Below are 22003 nucleotides of genomic sequence, written 5' to 3' on the forward strand. Positions count from 1 at the left end.
GCCGGATAATATAAAAGGTAATACTAATTCAATTTACAGTTATTTAGTACAACCTAAATAGTTTGACCGAATTCTGCTGTGCGAGGTTCGGATGTTTTCGGTCATTACATGTATTCGGGACAACCACGATTGGCGGCTGGTGCTTGCGGCCGCCGCCGTCTGCCTGGTCGGCGCTATGGCGGCCATGCTGCTGCTTTCCCGCGCCCAGGAATGCGACGCCGGGCGGCGCAAGCTCTGGATCGGCGCCTCGGCTTTCGCTTTCGGTACCGGCGTATGGGCAACGCACTTCATCGCGATGCTGGCCTATGACGGCGGCATGCCGATCGGCTACCAACTGGGCCTGACGACGCTTTCTTTCCTCCTGTCGGTTGTCGGTTCGTGGGCGGCCATCCTCGTTGCTTCGGAAAGCCGCGGCAGGTTTTCTCGCATCCGCGGCGGCGCCCTGATGGCGCTCGGCATCGCCTCCATGCACCTGACCGGCATGCAGGCGATCGAAACGCAGGCTGTCATCCTTTATGATCCCTTGATGACGCTGAGTGCGGTTCTCGCGGGAGCGCTGTTGTCGAGCGCCGCCTTCCACGCCTTTTTCCAATTGAAGGGACTGAGGCGGCTCCTCGCCTCGTCAATCACTTTCGTCCTCGCGATCTGCGCTCTCCATTTCATCTCGATGGCCAGCATCACGCTCGTGCCGGATCCCGGCAAAGAGCTTCCGGCAACGGTGCTCGACGCCAGCCTCCTTGCTGCGATCGTCGTGGTGGCGGCGACGACGCTCATTCTGATTGCGCTCGCGGTGGTCTTTATCGAAAGCCATCTGACGGATCTGAGGGGGCTCGCGAATGCCTCGCAGGAAGGGCTGCTGATCCTGCGGGAAGGCCGGATCATCGACGCCAATGAACGCTTCCAGGAGCTTTCCGGTTGGAAGCTTGCCGGTCTTGCCGGCAAGGCGCCCTCGGCTGTTTTGACCGCTTTTCAGGGGACTGGGCAGAACAGACCCAGCGAGACGCTGCTCAACACCAGGGACGGCGGGGAGATCGCCGTCGAAGTGACCGCGAGCAGGATCGTCTATCGCGGGCACAATTGCGAGGTGCTGGCGGTGCGTGATCTCACCGAGCGCAGGCAGGCCGAGGAGATGATCGAGCATCTCGCCCACCACGACGTGCTCACCGATCTGCCGAACAGGTCGCTGTTCGATACCCGCATCCGGCAGGCGCTGCAGATGGCCGAACGAAAGAACAGCGAGGTTGCCCTCTTCTATCTCGACCTCGATCGCTTCAAGGCCGTCAACGATATCTTCGGCCATGCCGAAGGCGACCGTATTCTCCGCAAGGTCGCCTCGATCCTGCGCCGCGTGGCCGATGAAAGCGATACGATCGCCCGCCTCGGCGGCGATGAATTCGCCATCATTCAGCTCGCCGGGCAGCAGCCGGCGGCGGCCCAAAAGCTTGCGGCTGATATCCTTGGCGAATTCGCCGCCGAGATGGACACGGCGCGCGACCCGACCGCCGTCGGCGTCAGCGTCGGCATCGCACTCTATCCCGCGGATGGCGCTGCTGCTGAAGAACTCTGCAACAATGCCGATACTGCACTCTACCGCGTCAAGCATGACGGTCGCGGCAAGGTCTGTTTCTTCGACGCGGAAATGGATAAGGCGGCACGGAACCGCCGCCAGATCGAAAGCGAACTGCGTCATGCGATCATCCGCAACCAGATCCACGTCAGCTATCAGCCGATCCTCGATGCGCTGAGCGGCGAGATCGGCGGCTACGAGGCCCTGATGCGCTGGAACCGGCCAGGTCACGGCTTGACCGAGCCCGATATCTTCATCCCGATCGCCGAGGAAAGCGGCTCGATCGTCCAACTCGGCGAATGGGTGTTGCAGCAGGCCTGCAGGGAGGCTGTGCGCTGGCCGCTGCCGTTGATGATCGCCGTCAATCTCTCGCCGGTGCAATTCATGCTGCCGAACCTCTGCGAGCGGATCGAGGCGATCCTCGCCGAAACCGGGCTTGCGCCCGGCCGGCTGGAGCTCGAGATCACCGAGGCGGCCCTCATTCGCGATCGCGACCGGGTGATGATGACGCTGCTGCGGCTGCACAAGCTCGGCGTGCACATCGTCATGGATGATTTCGGCACCGGTTTTTCCTCGCTTTCCAACCTGCGTTCATTCCCTTTCGACAAGATCAAGGTCGACCGCAGTTTCACCGGCGTGCTGGAACATGATGCGGGGGCGCGCTCGATCGTGCGCGCCATCATCGGCCTTGGTCATAGCCTCGGAATGCCTGTCGTGACGGAGGGCGTGGAAACCGAGATGCAGCGCCGGATCGTCGTCGAGGAAGGCTGCGCGCAAGTGCAGGGCCTTTTACTCGGCAAGCCGGATATCGAGCCGAGCATCAAGCTTGCCGCCCACGAAAACGTCCTGACCGCGCAGATGGAAACCGGCGTGTCGTCATTGCGACGCGCACATGGTGCTGGCGAGTGATCTTACAGCGCCGCGCGTCTTTTCAGACGCGCAAAGGACGCTGTAACACTTTTAGACTGCTGCATAATTTTATCCTTAAATCGATTCCGATTTAAGGAACTATGCAGTGGTCAGAGCGCCTTGGCGTTTTCCAGAAGCCGGCGGATATATTCGAGTGTCAGCTCGCGCTCGAAAACTCGAAAACCTTTAAACAGCGCCAGGTCGGCCTCACGCGCGGTCTCGATCGCTTCGGCCTCCATGGCGCGGGCGCGCGGCGTCAGGAAGAGCAGTTGCGCCCGCTTGTCGGACGGATGCGGCCGCCGTTCGATCAACCCGTCGCGCACCATGCGCGAAAGCGTGTTGGCCATGGTCGCCTGCTCAATATCGACCCGCTCGAGAAGCTGTTTCTGGGTCAGCCCGTCCTCGGCCCAGAGTTCCAGCAGAATGGGGAACTGGCCCGGAGAAAAACCGAGCCCGACCGCGCGCTGGTGCAGCGAGCGGGCAAAACCCTTCGCCAGCTGGCTGGCAAGGTAGGCTCCCGAATCCATGCGGTTAAATCCCATGATTGCAAGTTAGGCTCAAAACCATGCCGGAGACAATGCAGCAAATCGCATACGATGCTCCATAACATGCAAGCGGCGATCAGAATTTCGAGTGTCTTGAAAAAACAAAAGTCGCCATGGCCTGGAGGTTGGCCATGGCGACTTTAAAGTGGGGACAAAGGCCCGGAGAGGGGGATAAGGCCTTTGTCCAAGCCTGACGCGGCGGGGGACAAGCCGGTAATCAGACCCGCGGCGCAATCAAGCGCCGGTGACATGGATTTGTGCCTCAGAATGTGGTTTTTCAAGGGAGGGCCATCGTTACAAATCGGTAACAGTTTGGTGAGCCGGAATCCCGGCTGCAGGATTCCGGGAATCGGAATCGCTCGAAGGATAAAATTATGCAGCAACGCCAAGTGCTCAGCGTTCTCTGCGCGTCCGAAAAGACGCGCGGCGCTGTGACGCTCCGAACGCCATAATCCTTTTCGCGCGCCGAACTTTATGCCGAACTCTATATGGACCTCGTCCCATGCCCGCGCTATCCATGCACGCATGAAAAAAGGCGATCACCTCTTCCTAGTCGATGGTTCCGGATTCATCTTCCGGGCGTTTCATGCATTGCCGCCGCTGACCCGCAAGACCGACGGCCTGCCGATCGGCGCCGTTTCCGGTTTCTGCAACATGCTGTGGAAACTGCTGAGGGATGCACGCAATACCGATGTCGGCGTGACGCCGACACATCTTGCCGTCATCTTCGATTATTCCGCCAAGACGTTTCGCAAGGATCTCTACGACGCCTACAAGGCGAACCGCTCCGCTCCGCCGGAAGAGCTCATCCCGCAATTCGGCCTTATAAGAGAGGCGACCCGCGCCTTCAATCTGCCCTGCATCGAGACCGAAGGCTTCGAGGCCGACGACATCATCGCCACCTATGCCCGCCAGGCCGAAGCGACCGGCGCCGATGTCACCGTCGTCTCCTCCGACAAGGATCTGATGCAGCTCGTCAGCCCCAATGTCCACATGTATGACAGCATGAAGGACAAGCAGATCGGCATTCCCGATGTCATCGAGAAATGGGGCGTGCCGCCGGAAAAGATGGTCGACCTGCAGGCGATGACCGGTGATTCCGTCGACAACGTTCCCGGCATTCCCGGCATCGGCCCGAAAACCGCCGCCCAGCTCCTCGAGGAATACGGCGATCTCGACACCCTGCTCGAACGCGCCACCGAGATCAAACAGGTCAAACGCCGCGAGACGATCCTCGCCAATATCGACATGGCCAGGCTCTCGCGCGACCTCGTGCGGTTGCGCACCGATGTGCCGCTCGATCTCGATCTCGACGCGCTGGTGTTGGAACCGCAGAACGGCCCGAAGCTGATCGGCTTCCTCAAGACGATGGAATTCACCACGCTGACGCGCCGTGTCGCCGAAGCCTGCGATTGCGATGCGAGCGCCATCGAACCGGCGATCGTTCGCATCGAATGGGGTGAGGCTGCCCGCGGCCCGGATCTCGATGCGGCCGAACCTGAGCCCGTTGCTGGCGGCATCCCCGATGTTTCTGGCGAATCCATGCCGGTGCCGCCGCGTGCGAAAGCGAAGACCGCTGTCGAGGGCGCCTTTTCGCCCGCCGATCTTGCCAAGGCGCGGGCCGAAGCCTTTGCGACGCTGCCCTTCGATCATTCGGCCTATGTCACGATCCGCGATCTGACGACGCTCGACCGCTGGATCGCCGATGCGCGCGCTACCGGCCTCGTTGCTTTCGATACCGAGACCACGTCGCTGGATGCGATGCAGGCCGAGCTTGTCGGCTTTTCGCTGGCGATCGCTGACAATACGGCCGATCCCACCGGCACGAAGATCCGCGCCGCCTATGTGCCGCTCGTCCACAAGAACGGCGTCGGCGATCTGCTCGGCGGCGGCCTTGCCGAAAACCAGATTCCCATGGGCGATGCCCTGCCACGGCTGAAGGCATTGCTGGAAGACGAATCGGTTCTCAAGGTCGCCCAGAACCTGAAATACGATTACCTGCTGATGAAGCGCTACGGCATCGAGACCAGAAGTTTCGACGACACGATGCTGATCTCCTACGTGCTCGACGCCGGCACCGGCGCGCATGGCATGGACCCGCTCTCGGAAAAGTTCCTCGGCCATACGCCGATCCCCTACAAGGACGTGGCGGGCAGCGGCAAGGCGAACGTCACCTTCGATCTGGTCGATATCGACCGCGCCACCCATTATGCCGCCGAAGATGCCGACGTGACGCTGCGCCTCTGGCTGGTGCTGAAGCCGCGGCTGGCGGCGGCGGGATTGACCAGCGTCTATGAACGGCTGGAGCGGCCGCTATTGCCGGTGCTGGCGCGCATGGAAGCGCGCGGCATCACCGTCGACCGGCAGATCCTGTCGCGCCTGTCCGGCGAGCTGGCCCAGAGTGCAGCAAGGCTGGAGGACGAGATTTACGTGCTGGCTGGCGAGCGTTTCAATATCGGTTCGCCGAAGCAGCTGGGCGATATCCTGTTCGGCAAGATGGGCCTTTCCGGCGGCAGCAAGACGAAGACAGGCCAATGGTCCACCTCCGCCCAGGTGCTCGAGGATCTGGCCGCCGCCGGTTTCGAATTGCCGCGCAAGATCGTCGACTGGCGCCAAGTTACCAAGCTGAAATCCACCTATACCGACGCGCTTCCGGGTTACGTTCACCCCGAGACAAAGCGGGTCCACACCTCCTACTCGCTGGCATCGACGACCACGGGGCGCCTGTCCTCGTCGGAGCCGAACCTGCAGAACATTCCGGTGCGCACCGCAGAAGGCCGCAAGATCCGCACCGCCTTCATCTCGACGCCTGGCCACAAGCTGATCTCCGCCGACTACAGCCAGATCGAACTGCGCGTGCTTGCCCATGTGGCCGAGATCCCGCAATTGACCAAGGCCTTCGAAGATGGCGTCGACATCCACGCCATGACCGCGTCGGAAATGTTCGGCGTTCCGGTGGAAGGCATGCCGGGCGAGGTGCGCCGCCGCGCCAAGGCGATCAATTTCGGCATCATCTACGGCATCTCGGCCTTCGGCCTTGCCAATCAGCTTTCGATCGAGCGTTCGGAAGCCGGCGACTACATCAAGAAGTATTTCGAGCGTTTCCCCGGCATCCGCGACTATATGGAAAGCCGGAAGGCCATGGCGCGCGACAAGGGTTACGTCGAAACGATCTTCGGTCGCCGCATCAACTATCCCGAAATCCGCTCGTCCAATCCATCCGTACGCGCATTCAACGAACGTGCGGCGATCAATGCGCCCATCCAGGGCTCGGCTGCCGACGTCATCCGCCGGGCGATGATCAAGATAGAGCCGGCGCTTGTTGAAGTCGGCCTTGCCGATCGCGTCCGCATGCTGCTGCAGGTGCACGATGAACTCATCTTCGAGGTCGAGGACGGGGATGTCGAAAAGGCGATGCCGGTCATCGTCTCGGTCATGGAAAACGCCACCATGCCGGCGCTGGAAATGCGCGTGCCGCTGAGGGTCGATGCCCGCGCCGCCACCAATTGGGACGAGGCGCACTAAAGCATGTCGCGCAAAACTGTGCAGCGGTTTTGCGACAACGACATGCGTGGAAATAAAACCTAAAGCGCGACGAGCGAATCTGAAAGATTGCGACGCGCTTTAGAGCGCCTCGCCAAAATTGGCAAAGATTTTTCTCACTGCCAGAACTCATTGAAAGTGCAGCGATTTATCTCCAGGAGTCGTATCGGAACGATACGGCAGGAAGGAACTTATTAACCTTCCTTTTCTATCCCGGTAGGGTCGTAATTTGCAAAGCATGAGTGAGTAGCGGACGCATGCGTTTTCCCAGAACCAATTTGACGGATGCCGGAGATTTTTCCAGCGAGATTGAAACGGACCTTCCGGCGGAAAACCCAGGGGAGAAGCCGGCGGCACCCATCTGGCAGAGCAACTTTTCCCTCGCGCCGAATGTCCGTTTCACCCGCACGCCGGAAACGCTGATCAGCAAGCGGCGCGCGCCGAATGAGCCCGTTCGCGATGATTCGCAGATTGGACAGCAGGCGATACGGATAGAGCCGGTTGCCGTCGACGTGCCGTTCGATATCTATCTGCCCGAGCCGGACGAAATTTCCGCAGCACCGCACAGGGTTGAACTGCAGCAGTCACCTTTGCCTGACGTGCCGGGCGCGCCCGCCTTCCGCGCCAGCGCCGAGCTTTCCTCCATTTCGGATTTCGCCTTCTGGGAAGTCATGGCCTTCGAAGAGACGCCGGTTCGCGCGCCTTCCTTGATCTCGTTCCCGAAGACCGAGGCCTCGCCCGAATCGATCACGTCGCTGTTCCGGATCATGGAATGGCGCCCCGGCCGGCCGGCCCCTGCTCCCGTCACCTCCCGCGCGGTCCCGCAGCCCGCCGCGATCTCCGCAAAGGTTGCTGTGCGCCCTCCGGCCGCCCCGTCCCTGGAAAGGCCCAGGCGCATCGCTGTCGAGGCACCGGTCATGCCGGCACCTCAAGCGGCGCCAACCCCCCAGGTCGCGCCAGCCCCTCAAATTGCATCAGCACCTCAGGCTGCGCCGGCGCCGCAGCGCACCCCGCCTGTCGCCGCGGTTCTGCCGTCGCCGCGCCTGGCCGCGAGGCCCGAAAGGATCGACGCATCCGGCTATGAATTCCCGCCGCGCGCCCTTCTGCAGGAACCGCCGGAACGCCTCGGCGAGATCATGTCGCAGGAGACGCTGGAGCAGAATGCCGGGCTTCTGGAAAGCGTGCTGGAGGATTTCGGCATCAAGGGCGAGATCATCCATGTCCGCCCCGGCCCTGTCGTCACCCTCTATGAATTCGAGCCGGCGCCGGGCGTGAAATCGTCGCGCGTCATCGGCCTTGCCGACGATATCGCCCGCTCGATGTCGGCGCTTTCGGCCCGTGTTGCCGTCGTCCCCGGCCGCAACGTCATCGGCATCGAATTGCCGAATGTGACACGTGAAACCGTCTATTTCCGCGAGATGATCGAAAGCCAGGATTTCGAGAAGAGCGGTTACAAGCTGGCGCTCGGCCTCGGCAAGACCATCGGCGGCGAGCCTGTCATTGCCGAACTCGCCAAGATGCCTCATCTGCTCGTCGCCGGCACCACCGGTTCCGGCAAGTCGGTCGCGATCAACACGATGATCCTGTCGCTGCTCTACCGCATGACGCCGGAACAATGCCGCCTGATCATGGTCGACCCGAAGATGCTCGAACTGTCAGTCTATGACGGCATCCCGCATCTGCTGACGCCCGTCGTCACCGATCCGAAGAAGGCGGTCATGGCGCTGAAATGGGCCGTGCGCGAAATGGAGGAGCGCTATCGCAAGATGTCGCGCCTCGGTGTCCGCAACATCGACGGTTACAACGACCGCGTCGCCCAGGCCCGCGAAAAGGGCGAGACCATCCATGTCATGGTCCAGGTCGGCTTCGACAAGGGCACCGGCACTCCGATCGAGGAAAGCCAGGCGCTGGACCTGACGCCGATGCCCTATATCGTTGTCATCGTCGATGAGATGGCCGACCTGATGATGGTCGCCGGCAAGGATATCGAAGGCGCGATCCAGCGCCTCGCCCAGATGGCGCGAGCCGCCGGCATCCATCTGATCATGGCGACACAGCGTCCGTCGGTCGACGTCATCACCGGCACGATCAAGGCAAACTTCCCGACCCGCATCTCCTTCCAGGTGACCTCGAAGATCGACAGCCGCACCATTCTCGGCGAACAGGGCGCTGAACAGCTGCTCGGTCAGGGAGATATGCTGCATATGCAGGGCGGCGGGCGGATTTCCCGTGTCCACGGTCCCTTCGTCTCGGATGTCGAGGTCGAAAAGGTCGTTGCCCATCTGAAAACCCAAGGCCGTCCGGAATATCTCGACACTGTCACCGCCGACGAGGAGGAAGAGACGGAAGAGGAAGAAGCCGGCGCCGTTTTCGACAAGAGCGCCATGGCCTCGGAGGATGGCAACGAGCTTTACGAACAGGCGGTCAAGGTCGTCATGCGCGACAAGAAATGCTCGACGTCCTACATCCAGCGCCGCCTCGGCATCGGCTATAACCGCGCCGCCTCGCTGGTGGAACGCATGGAGAAGGAAGGTCTGGTCGGTCCGGCCAATCACGTCGGCAAGCGCGAGATCGTATCGGGACGGGGCGATGGCGATTAATCGATAATGGCATGGAGTGCACTGCGCGCACTCCATTTCATGTCCTCAAGGCAGCCAGCCGAACCGTCTCGCTGACAAACGCGGTCTTTCCGCCGGTATAAAAATCCCAATCGCGGCTTGCCTCCGCAGCCAGCCTGCGTTTCAGATCGGCATAGGCCCTGGCCCTCTCGGGATGATCCCGGAGATAATCGCGAAACAGAATGCGCTCCCGATGCGCGCGATTATTGGGTCCGCAAAGATAGAGCTTGAAGCCATAAGCTTGATGATCGCGGGTGAAAGCCCATCGTTGCTCTCCAGTATCGCCGTGGAAGACGAAATCGGCCGCGCGCACCACCTCGATCGCCGCCGGCAGGAACGCGTCGGATATCATCACGGCATCGAGGTCGATCTTCGGCTTGGCCGCCAGGCCAGGCACCGAGGTGCTGCCGATATGATCGATGGAAAGCAGGCGGTCGCCGAGCAAGGCGGAGACCTCGGCGCTGATTTCGGCAAAGAGCCGCGGCCAGCAAGGATCGTAGTCGACCACCTTGATAGCACGCATGCCCTTCCTCTCGATCCGTTCAGTGCGTCTTGGTCAGCAACCCGTTTAGGATCTCGATCATCTTCTGCTCGGCCTCTTCGAGCGAGCCGCTATTGTCGAGCTCCACCACGTCGTATTCGCCGCGCACCGTCAGCGGTCCGCGGGCAAGCCGGGCCATGATATCTTCATGCGTCTCGCGGCCGCGCGCCTCCAGCCGGCCGGCGAGCACTTCGGGGCGGGCGGTGACGTTGATGACTTTCAGACGCGGGAAGGCGGCCTGGAAGCGATGAAGCGCCGAGCGCGAGCCGTTGGCGACGACGACGTGGCCTTTCGACAGCGCTACCGAAACTTCGGCCGGAATGCCGTATTTCAGGCCGTGCGCTTCCCACCAGACGGCGAAGGAGCCTGATTGCTCCATGGCGGCAAAACCTTGGAGGGAGACGGAAAGATGATCTTCGCCGCCGGCGTCACGGTGACGGGTGATAACGCGGCGGACGAAATGCACATCGTCGCGGCCCTTGAAACGCCGGGCCGCGAGGTTCATCAGCGTGTCCTTGCCAGCGCCGCTCGGTCCGACGACGACGACCATGATGCCGCGCTCGGCTCCGGCTCCTGCGTGGGGTTCGTGCGACATCGTCATGCGACACGGCGTCCTTGGCGCCAGACCGAGCGTGTCACCGGCACGCCGTGCGAACGATGGACGCGAACGAGATCGGCGCGCAGTCCCGTTGCGATCCGGCCGCGATCATCGAGGCTGACGGTGCGGGCGGGTGTCGACGTCACCATGGCGATCGCCTTCGGCAGGCTGATGCTCTCGACCTCATCGGCGAGGATGAACGGCGCATGCAGTAGGCTGAGCGGCACGTAATCAGAGGAAAGCACATCGAGCACCCCCATTTCGGCAAGGTCGCGGGCGGCGATGTTGCCGGAATGGGATTTGCCGCGCACGATGTTCGGCGCGCCCATCAGCACGCTCATGCCATGTCCGTGCGATGCCCGGGCGGCGTCGAAGCTGGTCGGGAACTCGGCCAGGCGCACACCGTTGTCGATCGCCTCGTCGACATGCGAGAGCGTCGCATCGTCATGGCTTGCCACGGTGATGCCGCGCTCGGCGCAGACCTTGGCGATGGCGTTGCGGTGCGGCGTCGAATTGCGCGCCGATTCTGCCTGGCGCTTGGCGACGAAACGCGCAAAAGCCTCGTCGCTCAGGCCCCGCTTCTTCTGGTAGTAGAAGACATATTGATCCATCGTCTGGAACTGACGCTGGCCGGGTGCATGATCCATCAGCGAGACGAGCCGCACATGCCGGTCGTTTTCGAAGTCGGCGAAATGTTCGAGCACATTGTCGGCCGAGACCTCGCAGCGCAAATGAAGCAGGTGCTCGGCACGCAGCCTGCCTTCCTTCTCCGCCGACTGGATGGCATCGGCCATCTCGCGCATCTCGCCATGTTCGAAGCCGCCGTCCTCGTCCGCACCCATGCGCAGGCAGTCGAACACAGTGGTAATGCCTGAGGTGACGATCTGGGCGTCATGCGCCTGGATGGCGGCGGTCTTGTTCCAGCGAATGCCGGGGCGCGGCTGATAATGGCCTTCGAGATGATCGGTGTGCAGTTCGACAAGGCCTGGGATGACGTAGTCGCCTTCGAAATCTTCGCCGGCTACCGAGTTACCCCCGGAGATGTCGGCGATCTTCCCGTCGCGGATGAGGATCGAGCCTAAGAGGATGTCATCCTCGAGAACGATGCGGGCGTTGGAAAACACGGTCTCTTTGCTCATGTCGTCAAGTCTTTCAGCTTTTGGCGCCGGCAAGCGGCAGCCAGGAATGAATTTTGAACGGGGCACCGCGCGTCTCCTCGATGAAGACGGCAAGGCCGGAAATCGAAAGCGGTCGGCCGGTGAAATCGGCAAAACGCTCGGTCAGGATCGCTTTCATTACCTGAGCACGTGTCTCGGGCACCTGGCCGCTCAGCGTCATGTGAAAGCCGAAATCCTCCATGACGTAAGGATAACCCCAGCGCTGCAGATGGGTGCGCTGGCTGTCGCTGAGCTTCTCCGGGTTGCGCCGCGCCATATCGGCCTCGGAAAGCGCTGCCCGGAACGGTTCGAACGACCTTACCACCTTCGCGGCGAAATCCTGAAGAGGTTGATGAAGAGAACCGGGAACGAGAGCAAAAAAACGGCCGAGCTGGCCGAGCACGAGTTCAGGAATCTCGAAGGCTTGCGTGCGCTGAGCAAAATCCTCGGCGACGGCCATGAGATCTTTCTCGGTGACCGAGGAGGCGAGCGAAAAAGGCGCCTTGATCGTGGCGTGAAAGCCGTAGCGGCGGGGGTCGGCGGTCAGCTCGAATTGCTCTGCCGCACCCAGTTGCGCATATTCCGGTGCCGGATAGGTCTCGCCGGTGAAAGCATTGCGACCGAGCCAGAGCGAGGCCGCGCCGGTCAGGGGATCATCCTTCGGCGGCGAGAAATAGAGAGCGTAGCGCAAGGCTTTTATCCTGGAGATCGTCCAAACGGGGAGGGCACTGTGCAGTGATTTGGCGGCGAACCGCAAGCAGGTTCCCGGCTAAAAGATTTCCGTGACAGAATGATGATGACGTCGCGCCGCCACCGCCTTTGATCGATGGATCAGTGGGTTTTCGTGCCCATCAGCCGGTGGCGCAACGCGTTCGAGGCGGTGTCGAATATGAAGACGACGATCAAGATCAGAATGACCATGTAGGCGACGTTTTCCCAATTGGCGTTGGTGCGCATGGCCTCCCACAGTTTCAGGCCGATGCCGCCGGCGCCGACGGCGCCGATAATGGTCGCGCCGCGCACGTTCGATTCCCATTGGTAGAGCGTCTGGCTGACGAAGACGGGAACGATCTGCGGCATAATGCCATAACGATGAACGAGCACGGTCTGAGCGCCTGTTGATTTGATGCCTTCGCGCGGCTTGTTGTCGATATTCTCGAGGCCTTCCGAATAGAGTTTGCCGAGCGTGCCGGTCTCGGTGAGGAAGATCGCACCGCTGCCGGCAAGCGGGCCCGGGCCGAAGGCGCGTGTCAGGAACAGCGCCCAGATCAGCATATCGACTGAACGCAGGAAATCGAAGAAGCGCTTCAGGATCTGATTCAGCAGGCGGTTCGGCGTGATGTTGCGCGCTGCCAGGAAGGCGAGCGGGAACGCGGTAAGCGCGCCGAGCAGCGTTCCGAGGAACGCCATGACGATCGTCTGGAAAAGCTTGGTCCAGACGTCGCCGTGCTGCCATTCGCTGTTGTTCCAGATGTCGTCGAAGGCGAGCGACAGATTGGATTGGTCGGGCTTGATGCGCGGGCCGGAGACGATGAGGCTGACGACCTCGCCGACCGGCTTGTCGAAGAAGGACGATTGCGTGTCGAAGACGAAATTCGCCCAGCCGATGAAACGTTTGCGAATCTTCACCCGGTCGACTGATATGCTGACATTGCCGGCAAAGCCGAGATCGGCCAGCACGTTGTCATCATAGACCGTCATCCAGCCGGGTACCGGTCCGACGACTTTCGGCGCACCGCCGAAAACGTCCACCGGGACGCTGACGCCATACGCGGTGACGATCGTCTCGCTCTTCGAGACGGTGACGGTGCGGCTGGTGCCGCTGATCGAAACGGTGATGCTGCCGTCGGGGTTGTTGACCAGCCAGTCCGGATTCGGATTGTCGCCGAGCGGCGAGAAACGCGGATAACGGATGTCGATCGAGCCGTCATCCCCAATGCGGAATTCCGGCTGAACGTCGTAGCTCACCCATTGGCTGAGATAGATGCCGACGCGCTCCCAATGGGCTTCGGCGAAGAGCTTGGGCAGATCGAAGAACCAGACGGCATAGAGGCTGTAGAGCAGCGTCGCGATGAGGATCATCAGCCCGCCGAAACGCTGGCGGAACGACTGGTGGAAATATTCCGGATAGCGCGTTTCTATCTCGTGCATACGGTTTGCGTCGATCACCGTCATGGCGGCCTCAATGTTGCAGAAGGAAGGCGTGCTCGCCGACCAGGCGGCGGCGCAGCCATGCGGAGAACTGGTCGACGGCGACGATCGTCACGAACAGCAGAAGAACGAGCGCCACCGTCTTGGCGCCGAAGCCGCGCGAGATCGAAAGTTTCAGCTCCTCGCCGATGCCGCCGCCGCCGACGGCGCCGATAATGGTCGAGGCGCGCACGTTGATCTCAAGGCGCAGCAGCGCATAGGAGGTGAAATTCGGCAGCACTTGCGGCAGGGCGGCAAAGCGGACGCGCTCCCACCAGTTGGCGCCGACGGCTTTCATGCCCTCATGCGGCTTCATGTCGATATTCTCGGCCACTTCGTAGAAGAGTTTGCCGAGCGCGCCGATCGTGTGCAGGGTGATGGCGATGATGGCGGCGACCGGCCCGATCGACAGGATCGCCGAAAACAGCCCGGCAATGACGATTTCCGGGAAGGCGCGCAGGAATTCCATCAGCCGCTTGGTGAAGATGCGCAACGGCCATGAATTCGTCAGGTTGCGCGCGGCAAAGAAGCTCAAGGGGACGGCAAAGACGAAGGCGATGATCGTCGAGATCAGCGCCACGTTGATCGTGACGATCATCAGCTCGAAATATTCGGGAATGTAGAAGGCGCCCCAGACATAGACGCGTCCCCTGTCGAAATTGAATTCCTCGCCGCCCTTGTCGTTGACGCTCGCTATGTCGAACAGCGCGCGCCAGACGTCGTGCCAATCCTTGGGGATGAGCCAGCTCAGGAAGTCGAAGAGATGCGGCAGGCGGTCGAAGAAATGGCCGGCATTGCTCTCATCGGCGAAGCGGACGGAGCTGACAAAAGCCGCAATCAGGATAACCAGGCCGAGAACGGTATAGAAGCGGCGCTTGGCCACCATCCGGTCCCAGGCGGTGCCGATCTCCTGCGTGCTCTGCATGTGCGGCTGTGTATCGGCAATAGTCATCAACGCCTCGCCTACTTCATAATTCTATCCTCAAATCGGAATCGATTTGAGGATAGAATTATGCAGCAATTCAAAGTGCTACAGCATCCTTTGCGCGTCTAAGACGCGCGGCGCTGTAGTCAAAAGATAGAGGGCGGCCGTCGCTGGCCGCCCTCATTCGAAACGGCTCGATCAGCCGCCGATGGCAGCTTTGCGGACTTCAACGACGGTGTTGTAGAAGTCGTGCTTGACGGGCGAGTAGCCCTTGTAATCGCCGCCTTCGATAGCCGCGAAGCACTTGTGATCCTTTTCCGGCAGAGCCGTGAAGAAGGCTGTAAGCTTCGTCTGCCATTCTTCGCCGAGAGCGTTGCGAACGACGAGCGGGCCGTTCGGAATCAGCGGCGAACGCCAGACTTCGACCAGCTTGTTCGGATCGACGGCGCCCTTGTCGACTTCCTTGCGGAAGGTGCCGGAGGTGTAGCCGTCCTTGAAATCGCCGATGCCCGAGCTATCGTCGACGGCGACGTCGACCTTACCGTCATAGGCGGCAAGAAGGTTGTTCTCGTGGCCGCCGTTGAACTGGGTCGAAGCGAAGAACTTGTCGTTCGGCATGCCCGTGTCCTTCGGGATCTGCGTCAGCGGAACGAGGTAGCCGGAGGTGGAATCCGGGTCGGCGTAGCCGAGCTTCTTGCCCTTGGCGTCCTGGATGGTCTTGATGCCCGATGATTTCAGAGCGAGGCCGATCGAGTGGTAACCCGTCGAGCCGTCCTTCTGCTGCGTCGTCAGGATCGGCGTCACAGCCTTCGGATCCTTGATGTAGACGGCTGCGTAGCCGGAAGCGCCGAGTTCGGCGAAGTCGAGCGTGCCGCCGAGCAGACCCTGGATCACGCCGTCATAGTCGGCGGCCGGGAAGAGCGAAACCTTCTCGAAGCCGAATTCCTTCTTCAGGTGGTCGGCGAGACAGGCGTAGTTACGCAGGCGGTCGGTTTCGTTTTCGCCGCCGAGGATGCCGATGCGGAATTCCTTGAGGTCTGCAGCATGGGTAGCGCCGGCAAGCGCGAAGAGCGCCGTTGCCGCAAAGAGTGCTTTCTTCAACATGTTCTCTCCTATTGACCGGTGTCCCCGGTCTTCCCGTTACAAAGAAGTGTGCCCTTGACGCGGGCGCTCGATCGCGGCTGCCTCTCAGAGGCCGGCCAGCGCCAGCGGTTGGGTGCCGGCGGATTGATTGTCTGCCCGCTCGGGGGCGATATTGATCGATGTCGAGGTCACCGTTTCGTCGATGCCGGCGCCGTCCTTGTCCGTCCCGTAGATTTCCTTCACCGCTTCGGCGGTCAGCTCCGAGGGCTTGCCGTCGAAGACGACGCGGCCGCCGGCCATGCCGACGATGCGCTCACAATAGTTGCGGGCGGTGTCGAGCGTGTGAAGGTTGGTGATGACGGTGATGCCCTCGCGCTCGTTGATGTCGCGCAGCGCATCCATGACGATCTTGGCGTTCAGCGGATCGAGAGAGGCGATCGGCTCGTCGGCAAGAACCATCTTCGGGTTCTGCATCAGCGCGCGGGCGATCGCCACGCGCTGCTGCTGGCCGCCGGAAAGCGTGCCGGCCGCCTGCAGCGCCGTCTGCTCGATGCCGAGGCGTTCGAGTGCCGCGATGGCATGCACGCGTTCCTCGCGGGTGAAGATGTTGAGGAGGCTCATAAGCGTCGAGCGATGATTGAGGCGGCCGAGCATGACATTGGTGAGAACGTCGAGGCGCGGTACCAGGTTGAACTGCTGGAAGATCATCGCGCAGTCGCGCTGCCAGTTGCGCAACGCCTGGCCGCGAAGCCCGGAGACCTCGACGCCGGCGAAATGAACGGAGCCGGAGCTCGGCTCCTGAAGGCGGTTGATCATGCGCAGCAGCGTCGACTTGCCGGCGCCGGAGCGGCCGATGACGCCGACCATCTGGCCCTGGGGAATGGCGAGCGTGACGGAATCGACGGCGAGCTTTTTTCCGAAACGACGTGTGACATTCTTCAGCTCGAACATCATGCTCTTCCCTTGCGATCCAGGCCTTGATCAGCATCGCATTAGTCCCGCTTGATGAACCTCGCATGTCAAATTTGTGTAAGTCCTGTCACAATTCTCCGCCCCCATATCGGGGGTTTAACCGCCGTAGCGGGACAGGAAATCTTCCGCGCTAAGGTTGCGGAAATCCTGGAGCGCCTGGCGCAGCCGGTCGTGCTCCCAGTCCCACCAGCAAAGCCTGTCCATCCGTTCGCCGACCTCTCTTGGAAAGCGCTCGCGGATGAGCTTGGCCGGCACGCCGCCGACGATCGCATAGGGCGCGACGTCCTTCGAGACGACGGCCCCGGCTCCGATCACCGCGCCGTTGCCGACGCTAACGCCGGGCAGGATGGTCGCTCCGTGGCCGATCCAGACATCGTTGCCGATCGTCACCCGGTTTGCGCGCCGCCAGGCGAAGAAGTCCGTCTCCATGTCGCCGTCCGGCCAGTAGTCGGCGGCGCGATAGGTGAAATGATGCAGTGTCGCGCGCCAGGTCGGATGGTTGGTGGCGTTGATGCGCACGGCGGCGGCGATATTGACGAACTTGCCGATCGTCGCACACCAGACGGAGCCGTCCTGCATGATGTAGGAATAGTCGCCGAACGTGGCCTCGCTGATGCGGCTGCGTTCCGAGACCTCCGTATAGCGCCCGAAGGTGGAATCGGTGACGGATGCCGTCTCATGAAAATAGGGCTCGATACCCAGCTTGCGGCTCATGCAGCGATCTTTCTGGGTGAGAACTGCTGGACGTCGAGGATGCGGTCGGCGACGGCTTCGCGCACTTCCTCGTCGTGGAAGATGCCGAGAAGGGCGACACCCGCCTTCTTCTTTTCCGCGATCATGCCGACGACGACGGCACGGTTCCTGGCATCGAGCGAGGCTGTGGGTTCGTCGAGAAGCAGGATCGTATGCTCGGTGATGAAGCCGCGCGCGATGTTGACGCGTTGCTGCTCGCCGCCGGAGAAGGTGGCGGGCGGGAGCTGCCAGAGCGTTTCCGGCAGATTGAGCCTGGCCAGCAGGGCGCCCGCCTTTTCCCGTGCCGTGGCGGCGTCCTCGCCGCGTGCCACCAGTGGTTCGGCAACCACATCGATCGCCGCGACGCGCGGCACGGTGCGCAGGAACTGGCTGACATAGCCAAGCGTATTGCGGCGGACGTTGAGCACGGTGCGCGGATCGGTGGAGGCGAGATCGACGATGCGTCCGTCGTGGCGGATGAGGATCTGGCCGGTGTCGACGGCATAATTGCCGTAGATCATCTTGAGCAGCGAGCTCTTGCCGATGCCCGACGGGCCACCGAGAACGACGCATTCGCCCGATGCGACCGAGAAGGCGACATCGGAGACGACGGGCAACTTGATGCCGTCGCGCAGATGCATGGTGAAGCTCTTCGAGACTTCGGAAACGACGAGAGGCGTTGCCATGATTTCTTCTTCCTTGGTTTTGGGCCTCAGACTTGCAGGATCGAGGAGACGAGCAGCTGCGTATAGGGTTCGCGCGGGTCGTCGAGCACGCGGTCGGTGAGCCCGTGTTCGATGACGTAGCCGTCCTTCATCACCATCATCCGGTGCGAGAGCAGGCGGGCGACGGCGAGATCGTGGGTGACGATGATGGCCGAGAGGCCGAGATCGTTGACGAGGCCGCGCACGAGGTCGAGCAGGCGCGCCTGCACCGAGACGTCGAGGCCGCCGGTCGGCTCGTCCATGAAGACGAGCCGCGGGCCGGTGACGAGGTTGCGGGCGATCTGCAGGCGCTGGCGCATGCCGCCGGAAAAGGCGCGCGGCTGGTCGTCGATGCGGTCGGCGTCGATCTCGACGCGTTCGAGCCAGTCGATCGCCGAAGCGCGGATCTTGCCGTAGTGCCGGTCGCCGATCGCCATCAGCCGTTCGCCGACATTGGCGCCGGCTGAGACCGTCATGCGCAGGCCATCGGCCGGGTTCTGGTGCACGAAGCCCCAATCGGTGCGCATCAGGAAGCGCCGCTCGGCCTCGTTCATACGATAGAGGTCGCGGTAGCTGCCGTCGCGCATGTGATATTCGACGCTGCCCGTGCTCGGCAGCAGCCGGGTGGAAAGGCAGTTGAGCAACGTCGTCTTGCCGGAGCCGGATTCACCGACGATGGCGAGCACTTCGCCGGGCCAGAGCTCGAAGGAGACGTCGCGGCAGCCGATGCGGTTGCCGTAGAATTTCGAAACGTCATGGACTTTGAGAAGCGGAGTATCGCTCATTCTGCAGCCTCCCGGGCCAGCATCTCGCCGGCATGTCCGTGCGCGCGGCGGTCTTCGCAATGATCGGTATCGGAGCAGACGAACATCCGCCCGCCCTTGTCGTCGAGAACCACCTCGTCGAGGTAGACATCCTCCGCACCGCAAAGGGCGCAGGGCTTGTCGAAGCGCTGGATATCGAAGGGATAATCTTCGAAATCCAGGCTGACGACGTCGGTATAGGGCGGAACCGCATAGATGCGCTTCTCGCGTCCGGCGCCGAAGAGCTGCAGCGCGTCCGACATATGCATCTTCGGATTGTCGAATTTCGGCGTCGGCGACGGGTCCATGACATAGCGGCCGTGGACCTTCACCGGATAGGCGTATGTCCGCGAAATGCGGCCGTTATGGGCGATATCCTCGTAGAGCTTCACATGCATGAGGCCGTATTCTTCGAGCGAGTGCATCTTGCGGGTCTCGGTCTCGCGCGGCTCGAGGAAGCGCAGCGGCTCGGGGATCGGCACCTGGTAGACGAGCACCTGCCCGACCCCAAGCTTTTCTTCGGGAATGCGGTGGCGCGTCTGGATGATGGTCGCATCCTTGGTATGCGTCGTCACCGCGACATTGGCGACCTTCTGGAAGAAGGCGCGGATGGAAACGGCGTTGGTCGTGTCGTCGGCGCCCTGGTCGATGACCTTCAGCACGTCGTCCGGTCCGATGATCGAGGCCGTCACCTGCACGCCGCCGGTGCCCCAGCCATAGGGCATCGGCATTTCGCGCGAGGCGAAGGGCACCTGGTAACCCGGAATGGCGATCGCCTTCAGGATGGCGCGGCGGATCATCCGCTTGGTCTGTTCGTCGAGATAGGCGAAGTTGTAGCTGGCCAGATCGGTCATTCGGCGGCTTCCTTCATGTCTTCGCCACCGTTGCGGGCGGCTTCGAATTCGCGGCGCATGCGGCGGACGAGATCGAGTTCGGCCTGGAAGTCCACATAATGCGGAAGCTTCAGGTGCTCGACGAAGCCCGTCGCTTGGACATTGTCGGAGTGCGAGATGACGAATTCCTCATCCTGTGCCGGCGCGGTGATATCCTCGCCGAGCTCTTCGGCGCGAAGCGCCCGGTCGACCAGCGACATCGCCATCGCCTTGCGCTCGCTCTGGCCGAAGACCAGGCCGTAGCCGCGGGTGAATTGCGGCGGCGCCTTGGCCGAACCCTTGAACTGGTTGACCATCTGGCATTCGGTGATCTGGATCGTGCCGAGCGAGACGGCGAAACCGAGTTCCGGCACGTCGAATTCCACCTCGACGTCGCCGATGCGGATTTCACCAGTGAAGGGGTGGTTGCGGCCGTAGCCGCGCTGGGTGGAATAACCGAGCGCCAGCAGGAAGCCCTCGTCGCCGCGGGCAAGCGCCTGCAGGCGCAGATCCCGGGTCATCGGAAATTCCATCGGCTCGCGGGTCAGGTCGCCGATCTCGTGATCTTCCGGCATGTCGCCGTCGGCCTCGATCAGGCCTTCCTCGCCGAGGATCTCGGAGACGCGCATGACGCGGCCGGTCTCGGCGGCGCGCTGAGCGGGCGTCTCGACTGCCTCGTCCGAAAGCAGCGAGGGATCGAGCAGGCGGTGGGTATAGTCGAAGGTAGGCCCAAGAAGCTGGCCGCCCGGCAGATCCTTGTAGGTCGCCGAGATGCGGCGTTCGATCGTCATATCAGCTGTGTCGAGCGGCTTCGAATAGCCGAAACGCGGCAGCGTTGTGCGGTAGGCACGCAGCAGGAAGATCGCCTCGATCATGTCACCGCGCGATTGGCGGATGGCGAGTGCTGCGAGCGTGCGGTCGAAAAGCGAAGCCTCGGCCATGACGCGGTCGACGGCGAGCGCCAGCTGCGCCACGATCTGTTCGATGCCGATCGCCGGTAGCGAACGGTCGCCGCGGCGGCGGTCGGCGAGCAGGCGGTGGGCATTGGCGATGGCAGCCTCGCCACCCTTGACGGCAACATACATGAGCTCAGATCTCCGTTGCTGTGATCTTGGTGGTGCGCGGCAGGCAGAGGAAACGCCTGCCCGATGTCAGCACGATGTCGACGCCGCGCGGAAAGAGCGCACGGTTCTCGGTCCAGAGCCGCAGGAAGGTCTCCGGCAGGCCGATAGGCGCGATCTCCGTCACGCTCTGGATGCCGGGACCCATCAGCGCCAGCCTGCGGCCACCCTCGAGTTCGGCGAGCTCAATGATGAGGGTCGTCGAGCGATCGGGATATTCCTGCGTGCCTGATGCAAAGAGGCCGAAGGAGGAAAGCGCGGTGCCGGCCTCGGTGAAGGCAAAGCGCGCCTCGGCCTTTTCGGTCGTCAGCGGCGCGCCGGTATGGAAGCCGAGCCACTCCGGCACGGCGGATCTCGCCAGTCCCTGGGAAAGCCAGACGGGCGTGTCGTGGTCGCAAAGCGTCAGCGCGATCGTGCCGGCGGCGATGCCGAGCGGTGCCGGCGGAGCGACGTCGGGCTGAACGGTCTGGATCGTGCCGGGGCGGGCCATGCCGTCCATCAGCATCTTGAAGACGCTTTGGGCATGGAAGACCGGGACGGCAAAGCCGCCGGTCAAAGCTTCTGTCTTCAGGCCCATCAGTTGTCTCCCCGCACCATGGTGAAGAAATCGACGCGGGTTGCCGCCGTCTCGTCCGCCTTGCGGCGTTCGGCATCGGCGATCCGTTCGGCGATCGGTAAAAGCAGTGCCTGTTCGACGAAATCCTTTGTCGCATCCTCCTGCCAGAGCGCGTCGAAGATCGCCGCAAGCCTGGCCTTCTCGCGGTCGGTGCCGAGCGCCTGTGCATGGCCGACCGAGCCGGTGTCGAACCGGACCGTCGCCCGCGTCACGGTCACTTCGCCCAGATTGAAGGGAGCGCCGCCGCCGCCGATGCGTCCGCGCACCATGACCAGCCCGGTCTCCGGTCCGCGCACCTGATGGGCCACAGGCTTTTCCGGCAGCGCATCGAAGACCGCTGAGAGTTCGCTACGCTCCGCGCGCGCCAGCAGATCGGCGGCGCGTTTGCGCCCGGATGCCGTCTGTGACGCAGCGTCTGTCCTGTCTGCTGATATCATCGCCGCTTCCCTCTAAATGTCTATTGATATAGACAACTATACAAGATATACTTAGCTCTAAATCGATGTC

General features: G+C 62.2%; 19 protein-coding genes. 3 read left to right on the forward strand and 16 right to left on the reverse strand.

Translation table 11 applies throughout. The features are described 5' to 3' along the window. Positions 1-91: 91 nt before the first annotated feature. Positions 92-2476, forward strand: coding sequence for a bifunctional diguanylate cyclase/phosphodiesterase (locus J3P73_RS01040; RefSeq protein WP_130772089.1), 2385 nt, complete (start codon positions 92-94; stop codon positions 2474-2476). A gap of 110 nt (positions 2477-2586) precedes the next feature. On the opposite strand, the gene J3P73_RS01045 is transcribed toward J3P73_RS01040, so the two are convergent. Beyond that, positions 2587-3003: a MarR family winged helix-turn-helix transcriptional regulator gene (locus J3P73_RS01045; RefSeq protein WP_003544385.1), complete on the reverse strand. Its 417-nt coding sequence runs from the start codon at positions 3001-3003 to the stop codon at positions 2587-2589. A 543-nt stretch (positions 3004-3546) separates the two neighbouring features. On the opposite strand from J3P73_RS01045, the gene polA reads away from it, so the two are divergent. Both polA and J3P73_RS01055 read left to right on the forward strand, forming a co-directional pair. Continuing rightward, positions 3547-6546 carry a DNA polymerase I gene (gene polA, locus J3P73_RS01050; protein WP_032989629.1) on the forward strand — a complete coding sequence of 1000 codons (3000 nt, stop codon included), beginning with the start codon at positions 3547-3549 and terminating at the stop codon, positions 6544-6546. Between the two features lie 275 nt (positions 6547-6821). Next, positions 6822-9164, forward strand: a complete 2343-nt coding sequence (locus tag J3P73_RS01055) for a DNA translocase FtsK (protein WP_024323187.1) — start codon at positions 6822-6824, stop codon at positions 9162-9164. A gap of 37 nt (positions 9165-9201) precedes the next feature. Here the strand turns inward: J3P73_RS01055 and J3P73_RS01060 are convergent, their stop codons facing one another. The 15 genes from J3P73_RS01060 to phnG form a co-directional block, all read right to left on the reverse strand. After that, a complete protein-coding gene (locus tag J3P73_RS01060) occupies positions 9202-9705 on the reverse strand; it encodes a GrpB family protein (protein ID WP_018070365.1) in 504 nt (167 codons plus the stop codon). A gap of 19 nt (positions 9706-9724) precedes the next feature. Continuing rightward, positions 9725-10324 (reverse strand): phosphonate metabolism protein/1,5-bisphosphokinase (PRPP-forming) PhnN, encoded by a 600-nt coding sequence (gene phnN / locus J3P73_RS01065; protein WP_018070364.1) that lies wholly within the window; start codon positions 10322-10324, stop codon positions 9725-9727. Further along, positions 10321-11460 carry an alpha-D-ribose 1-methylphosphonate 5-triphosphate diphosphatase gene (locus J3P73_RS01070; RefSeq protein ID WP_026238715.1) on the reverse strand — a complete coding sequence of 380 codons (1140 nt, stop codon included), beginning with the start codon at positions 11458-11460 and terminating at the stop codon, positions 10321-10323. Before J3P73_RS01070 ends, phnN begins: the two co-directional genes overlap by 4 nt. A gap of 13 nt (positions 11461-11473) precedes the next feature. Then, on the reverse strand, positions 11474-12169 hold the full coding sequence (locus tag J3P73_RS01075; RefSeq protein WP_018070362.1) for a DUF1045 domain-containing protein: 696 nt from the start codon (positions 12167-12169) through the stop codon (positions 11474-11476). Between the two features lie 140 nt (positions 12170-12309). Continuing rightward, on the reverse strand, positions 12310-13653 hold the full coding sequence (phnE, locus tag J3P73_RS01080) for a phosphonate ABC transporter, permease protein PhnE (RefSeq protein ID WP_024323188.1): 1344 nt from the start codon (positions 13651-13653) through the stop codon (positions 12310-12312). 7 nt (positions 13654-13660) lie between these two features. After that, positions 13661-14620: a phosphonate ABC transporter, permease protein PhnE gene (phnE, locus tag J3P73_RS01085; RefSeq protein ID WP_018070360.1), complete on the reverse strand. Its 960-nt coding sequence runs from the start codon at positions 14618-14620 to the stop codon at positions 13661-13663. 171 nt (positions 14621-14791) lie between these two features. Then, positions 14792-15697 (reverse strand): phosphonate ABC transporter substrate-binding protein, encoded by a 906-nt coding sequence (gene phnD, locus J3P73_RS01090; protein ID WP_018070359.1) that lies wholly within the window; start codon positions 15695-15697, stop codon positions 14792-14794. Between the two features lie 84 nt (positions 15698-15781). Then, positions 15782-16627 (reverse strand): phosphonate ABC transporter ATP-binding protein, encoded by an 846-nt coding sequence (gene phnC / locus J3P73_RS01095; RefSeq protein ID WP_032989633.1) that lies wholly within the window; start codon positions 16625-16627, stop codon positions 15782-15784. 117 nt (positions 16628-16744) lie between these two features. Further along, complete coding sequence (locus J3P73_RS01100; RefSeq protein WP_018070357.1) at positions 16745-17362, reverse strand: DapH/DapD/GlmU-related protein; 618 nt, start codon at positions 17360-17362, stop codon at positions 16745-16747. Then, positions 17359-18066 carry a phosphonate C-P lyase system protein PhnL gene (gene phnL, locus J3P73_RS01105; RefSeq protein ID WP_018070356.1) on the reverse strand — a complete coding sequence of 236 codons (708 nt, stop codon included), beginning with the start codon at positions 18064-18066 and terminating at the stop codon, positions 17359-17361. The genes J3P73_RS01100 and phnL overlap by 4 nt, the downstream gene beginning before the upstream one ends. Positions 18067-18092: 26 nt before the next feature. Further along, positions 18093-18869, reverse strand: coding sequence for a phosphonate C-P lyase system protein PhnK (gene phnK, locus J3P73_RS01110; RefSeq protein WP_003544413.1), 777 nt, complete (start codon positions 18867-18869; stop codon positions 18093-18095). Further along, complete coding sequence (locus J3P73_RS01115) at positions 18866-19741, reverse strand: alpha-D-ribose 1-methylphosphonate 5-phosphate C-P-lyase PhnJ (RefSeq protein WP_024323190.1); 876 nt, start codon at positions 19739-19741, stop codon at positions 18866-18868. The genes phnK and J3P73_RS01115 overlap by 4 nt, the downstream gene beginning before the upstream one ends. Further along, positions 19738-20844, reverse strand: coding sequence for a carbon-phosphorus lyase complex subunit (locus J3P73_RS01120; RefSeq protein ID WP_012759692.1), 1107 nt, complete (start codon positions 20842-20844; stop codon positions 19738-19740). Before J3P73_RS01120 ends, J3P73_RS01115 begins: the two co-directional genes overlap by 4 nt. A 4-nt stretch (positions 20845-20848) precedes the next feature. Beyond that, the gene (gene phnH, locus J3P73_RS01125) at positions 20849-21457 is read right to left on the reverse strand and encodes a phosphonate C-P lyase system protein PhnH (protein ID WP_024323191.1); all 609 of its coding nucleotides are present in this window, start codon (positions 21455-21457) and stop codon (positions 20849-20851) included. Then, a complete protein-coding gene (gene phnG / locus J3P73_RS01130; protein ID WP_024323192.1) occupies positions 21457-21933 on the reverse strand; it encodes a phosphonate C-P lyase system protein PhnG in 477 nt (158 codons plus the stop codon). The genes phnH and phnG overlap by 1 nt, the downstream gene beginning before the upstream one ends. Positions 21934-22003: the final 70 nt, after the last annotated feature.

Source organism: Rhizobium ruizarguesonis, from assembly GCF_017357285.1.
Classification (GTDB): Bacteria; Pseudomonadota; Alphaproteobacteria; order Rhizobiales; family Rhizobiaceae; genus Rhizobium; species Rhizobium ruizarguesonis.

Coding starts and splice junctions, on each gene's coding strand:
- phnL (WP_018070356.1), bottom strand. CDS start 18,066: ATGGCAACGCCTCTCGTCGTTTCCGAAGTCTCGAAGAGCTTCACCATG.
- phnC (WP_032989633.1), bottom strand. CDS start 16,627: ATGTTCGAGCTGAAGAATGTCACACGTCGTTTCGGAAAAAAGCTCGCC.
- phnG (WP_024323192.1), bottom strand. CDS start 21,933: ATGATATCAGCAGACAGGACAGACGCTGCGTCACAGACGGCATCCGGG.
- phnD (WP_018070359.1), bottom strand. CDS start 15,697: ATGTTGAAGAAAGCACTCTTTGCGGCAACGGCGCTCTTCGCGCTTGCC.
- phnE (WP_024323188.1), bottom strand. CDS start 13,653: ATGACGGTGATCGACGCAAACCGTATGCACGAGATAGAAACGCGCTAT.
- J3P73_RS01060 (WP_018070365.1), bottom strand. CDS start 9,705: ATGCGTGCTATCAAGGTGGTCGACTACGATCCTTGCTGGCCGCGGCTC.
- J3P73_RS01055 (WP_024323187.1), top strand. CDS start 6,822: ATGCGTTTTCCCAGAACCAATTTGACGGATGCCGGAGATTTTTCCAGC.
- phnN (WP_018070364.1), bottom strand. CDS start 10,324: ATGACGATGTCGCACGAACCCCACGCAGGAGCCGGAGCCGAGCGCGGC.
- J3P73_RS01100 (WP_018070357.1), bottom strand. CDS start 17,362: ATGAGCCGCAAGCTGGGTATCGAGCCCTATTTTCATGAGACGGCATCC.
- polA (WP_032989629.1), top strand. CDS start 3,547: ATGAAAAAAGGCGATCACCTCTTCCTAGTCGATGGTTCCGGATTCATC.
- J3P73_RS01045 (WP_003544385.1), bottom strand. CDS start 3,003: ATGGATTCGGGAGCCTACCTTGCCAGCCAGCTGGCGAAGGGTTTTGCC.
- J3P73_RS01040 (WP_130772089.1), top strand. CDS start 92: ATGTTTTCGGTCATTACATGTATTCGGGACAACCACGATTGGCGGCTG.
- phnK (WP_003544413.1), bottom strand. CDS start 18,869: ATGAGCGATACTCCGCTTCTCAAAGTCCATGACGTTTCGAAATTCTAC.
- J3P73_RS01115 (WP_024323190.1), bottom strand. CDS start 19,741: ATGACCGATCTGGCCAGCTACAACTTCGCCTATCTCGACGAACAGACC.
- J3P73_RS01070 (WP_026238715.1), bottom strand. CDS start 11,460: ATGAGCAAAGAGACCGTGTTTTCCAACGCCCGCATCGTTCTCGAGGAT.
- phnH (WP_024323191.1), bottom strand. CDS start 21,457: ATGGGCCTGAAGACAGAAGCTTTGACCGGCGGCTTTGCCGTCCCGGTC.
- phnE (WP_018070360.1), bottom strand. CDS start 14,620: ATGACTATTGCCGATACACAGCCGCACATGCAGAGCACGCAGGAGATC.
- J3P73_RS01120 (WP_012759692.1), bottom strand. CDS start 20,844: ATGTATGTTGCCGTCAAGGGTGGCGAGGCTGCCATCGCCAATGCCCAC.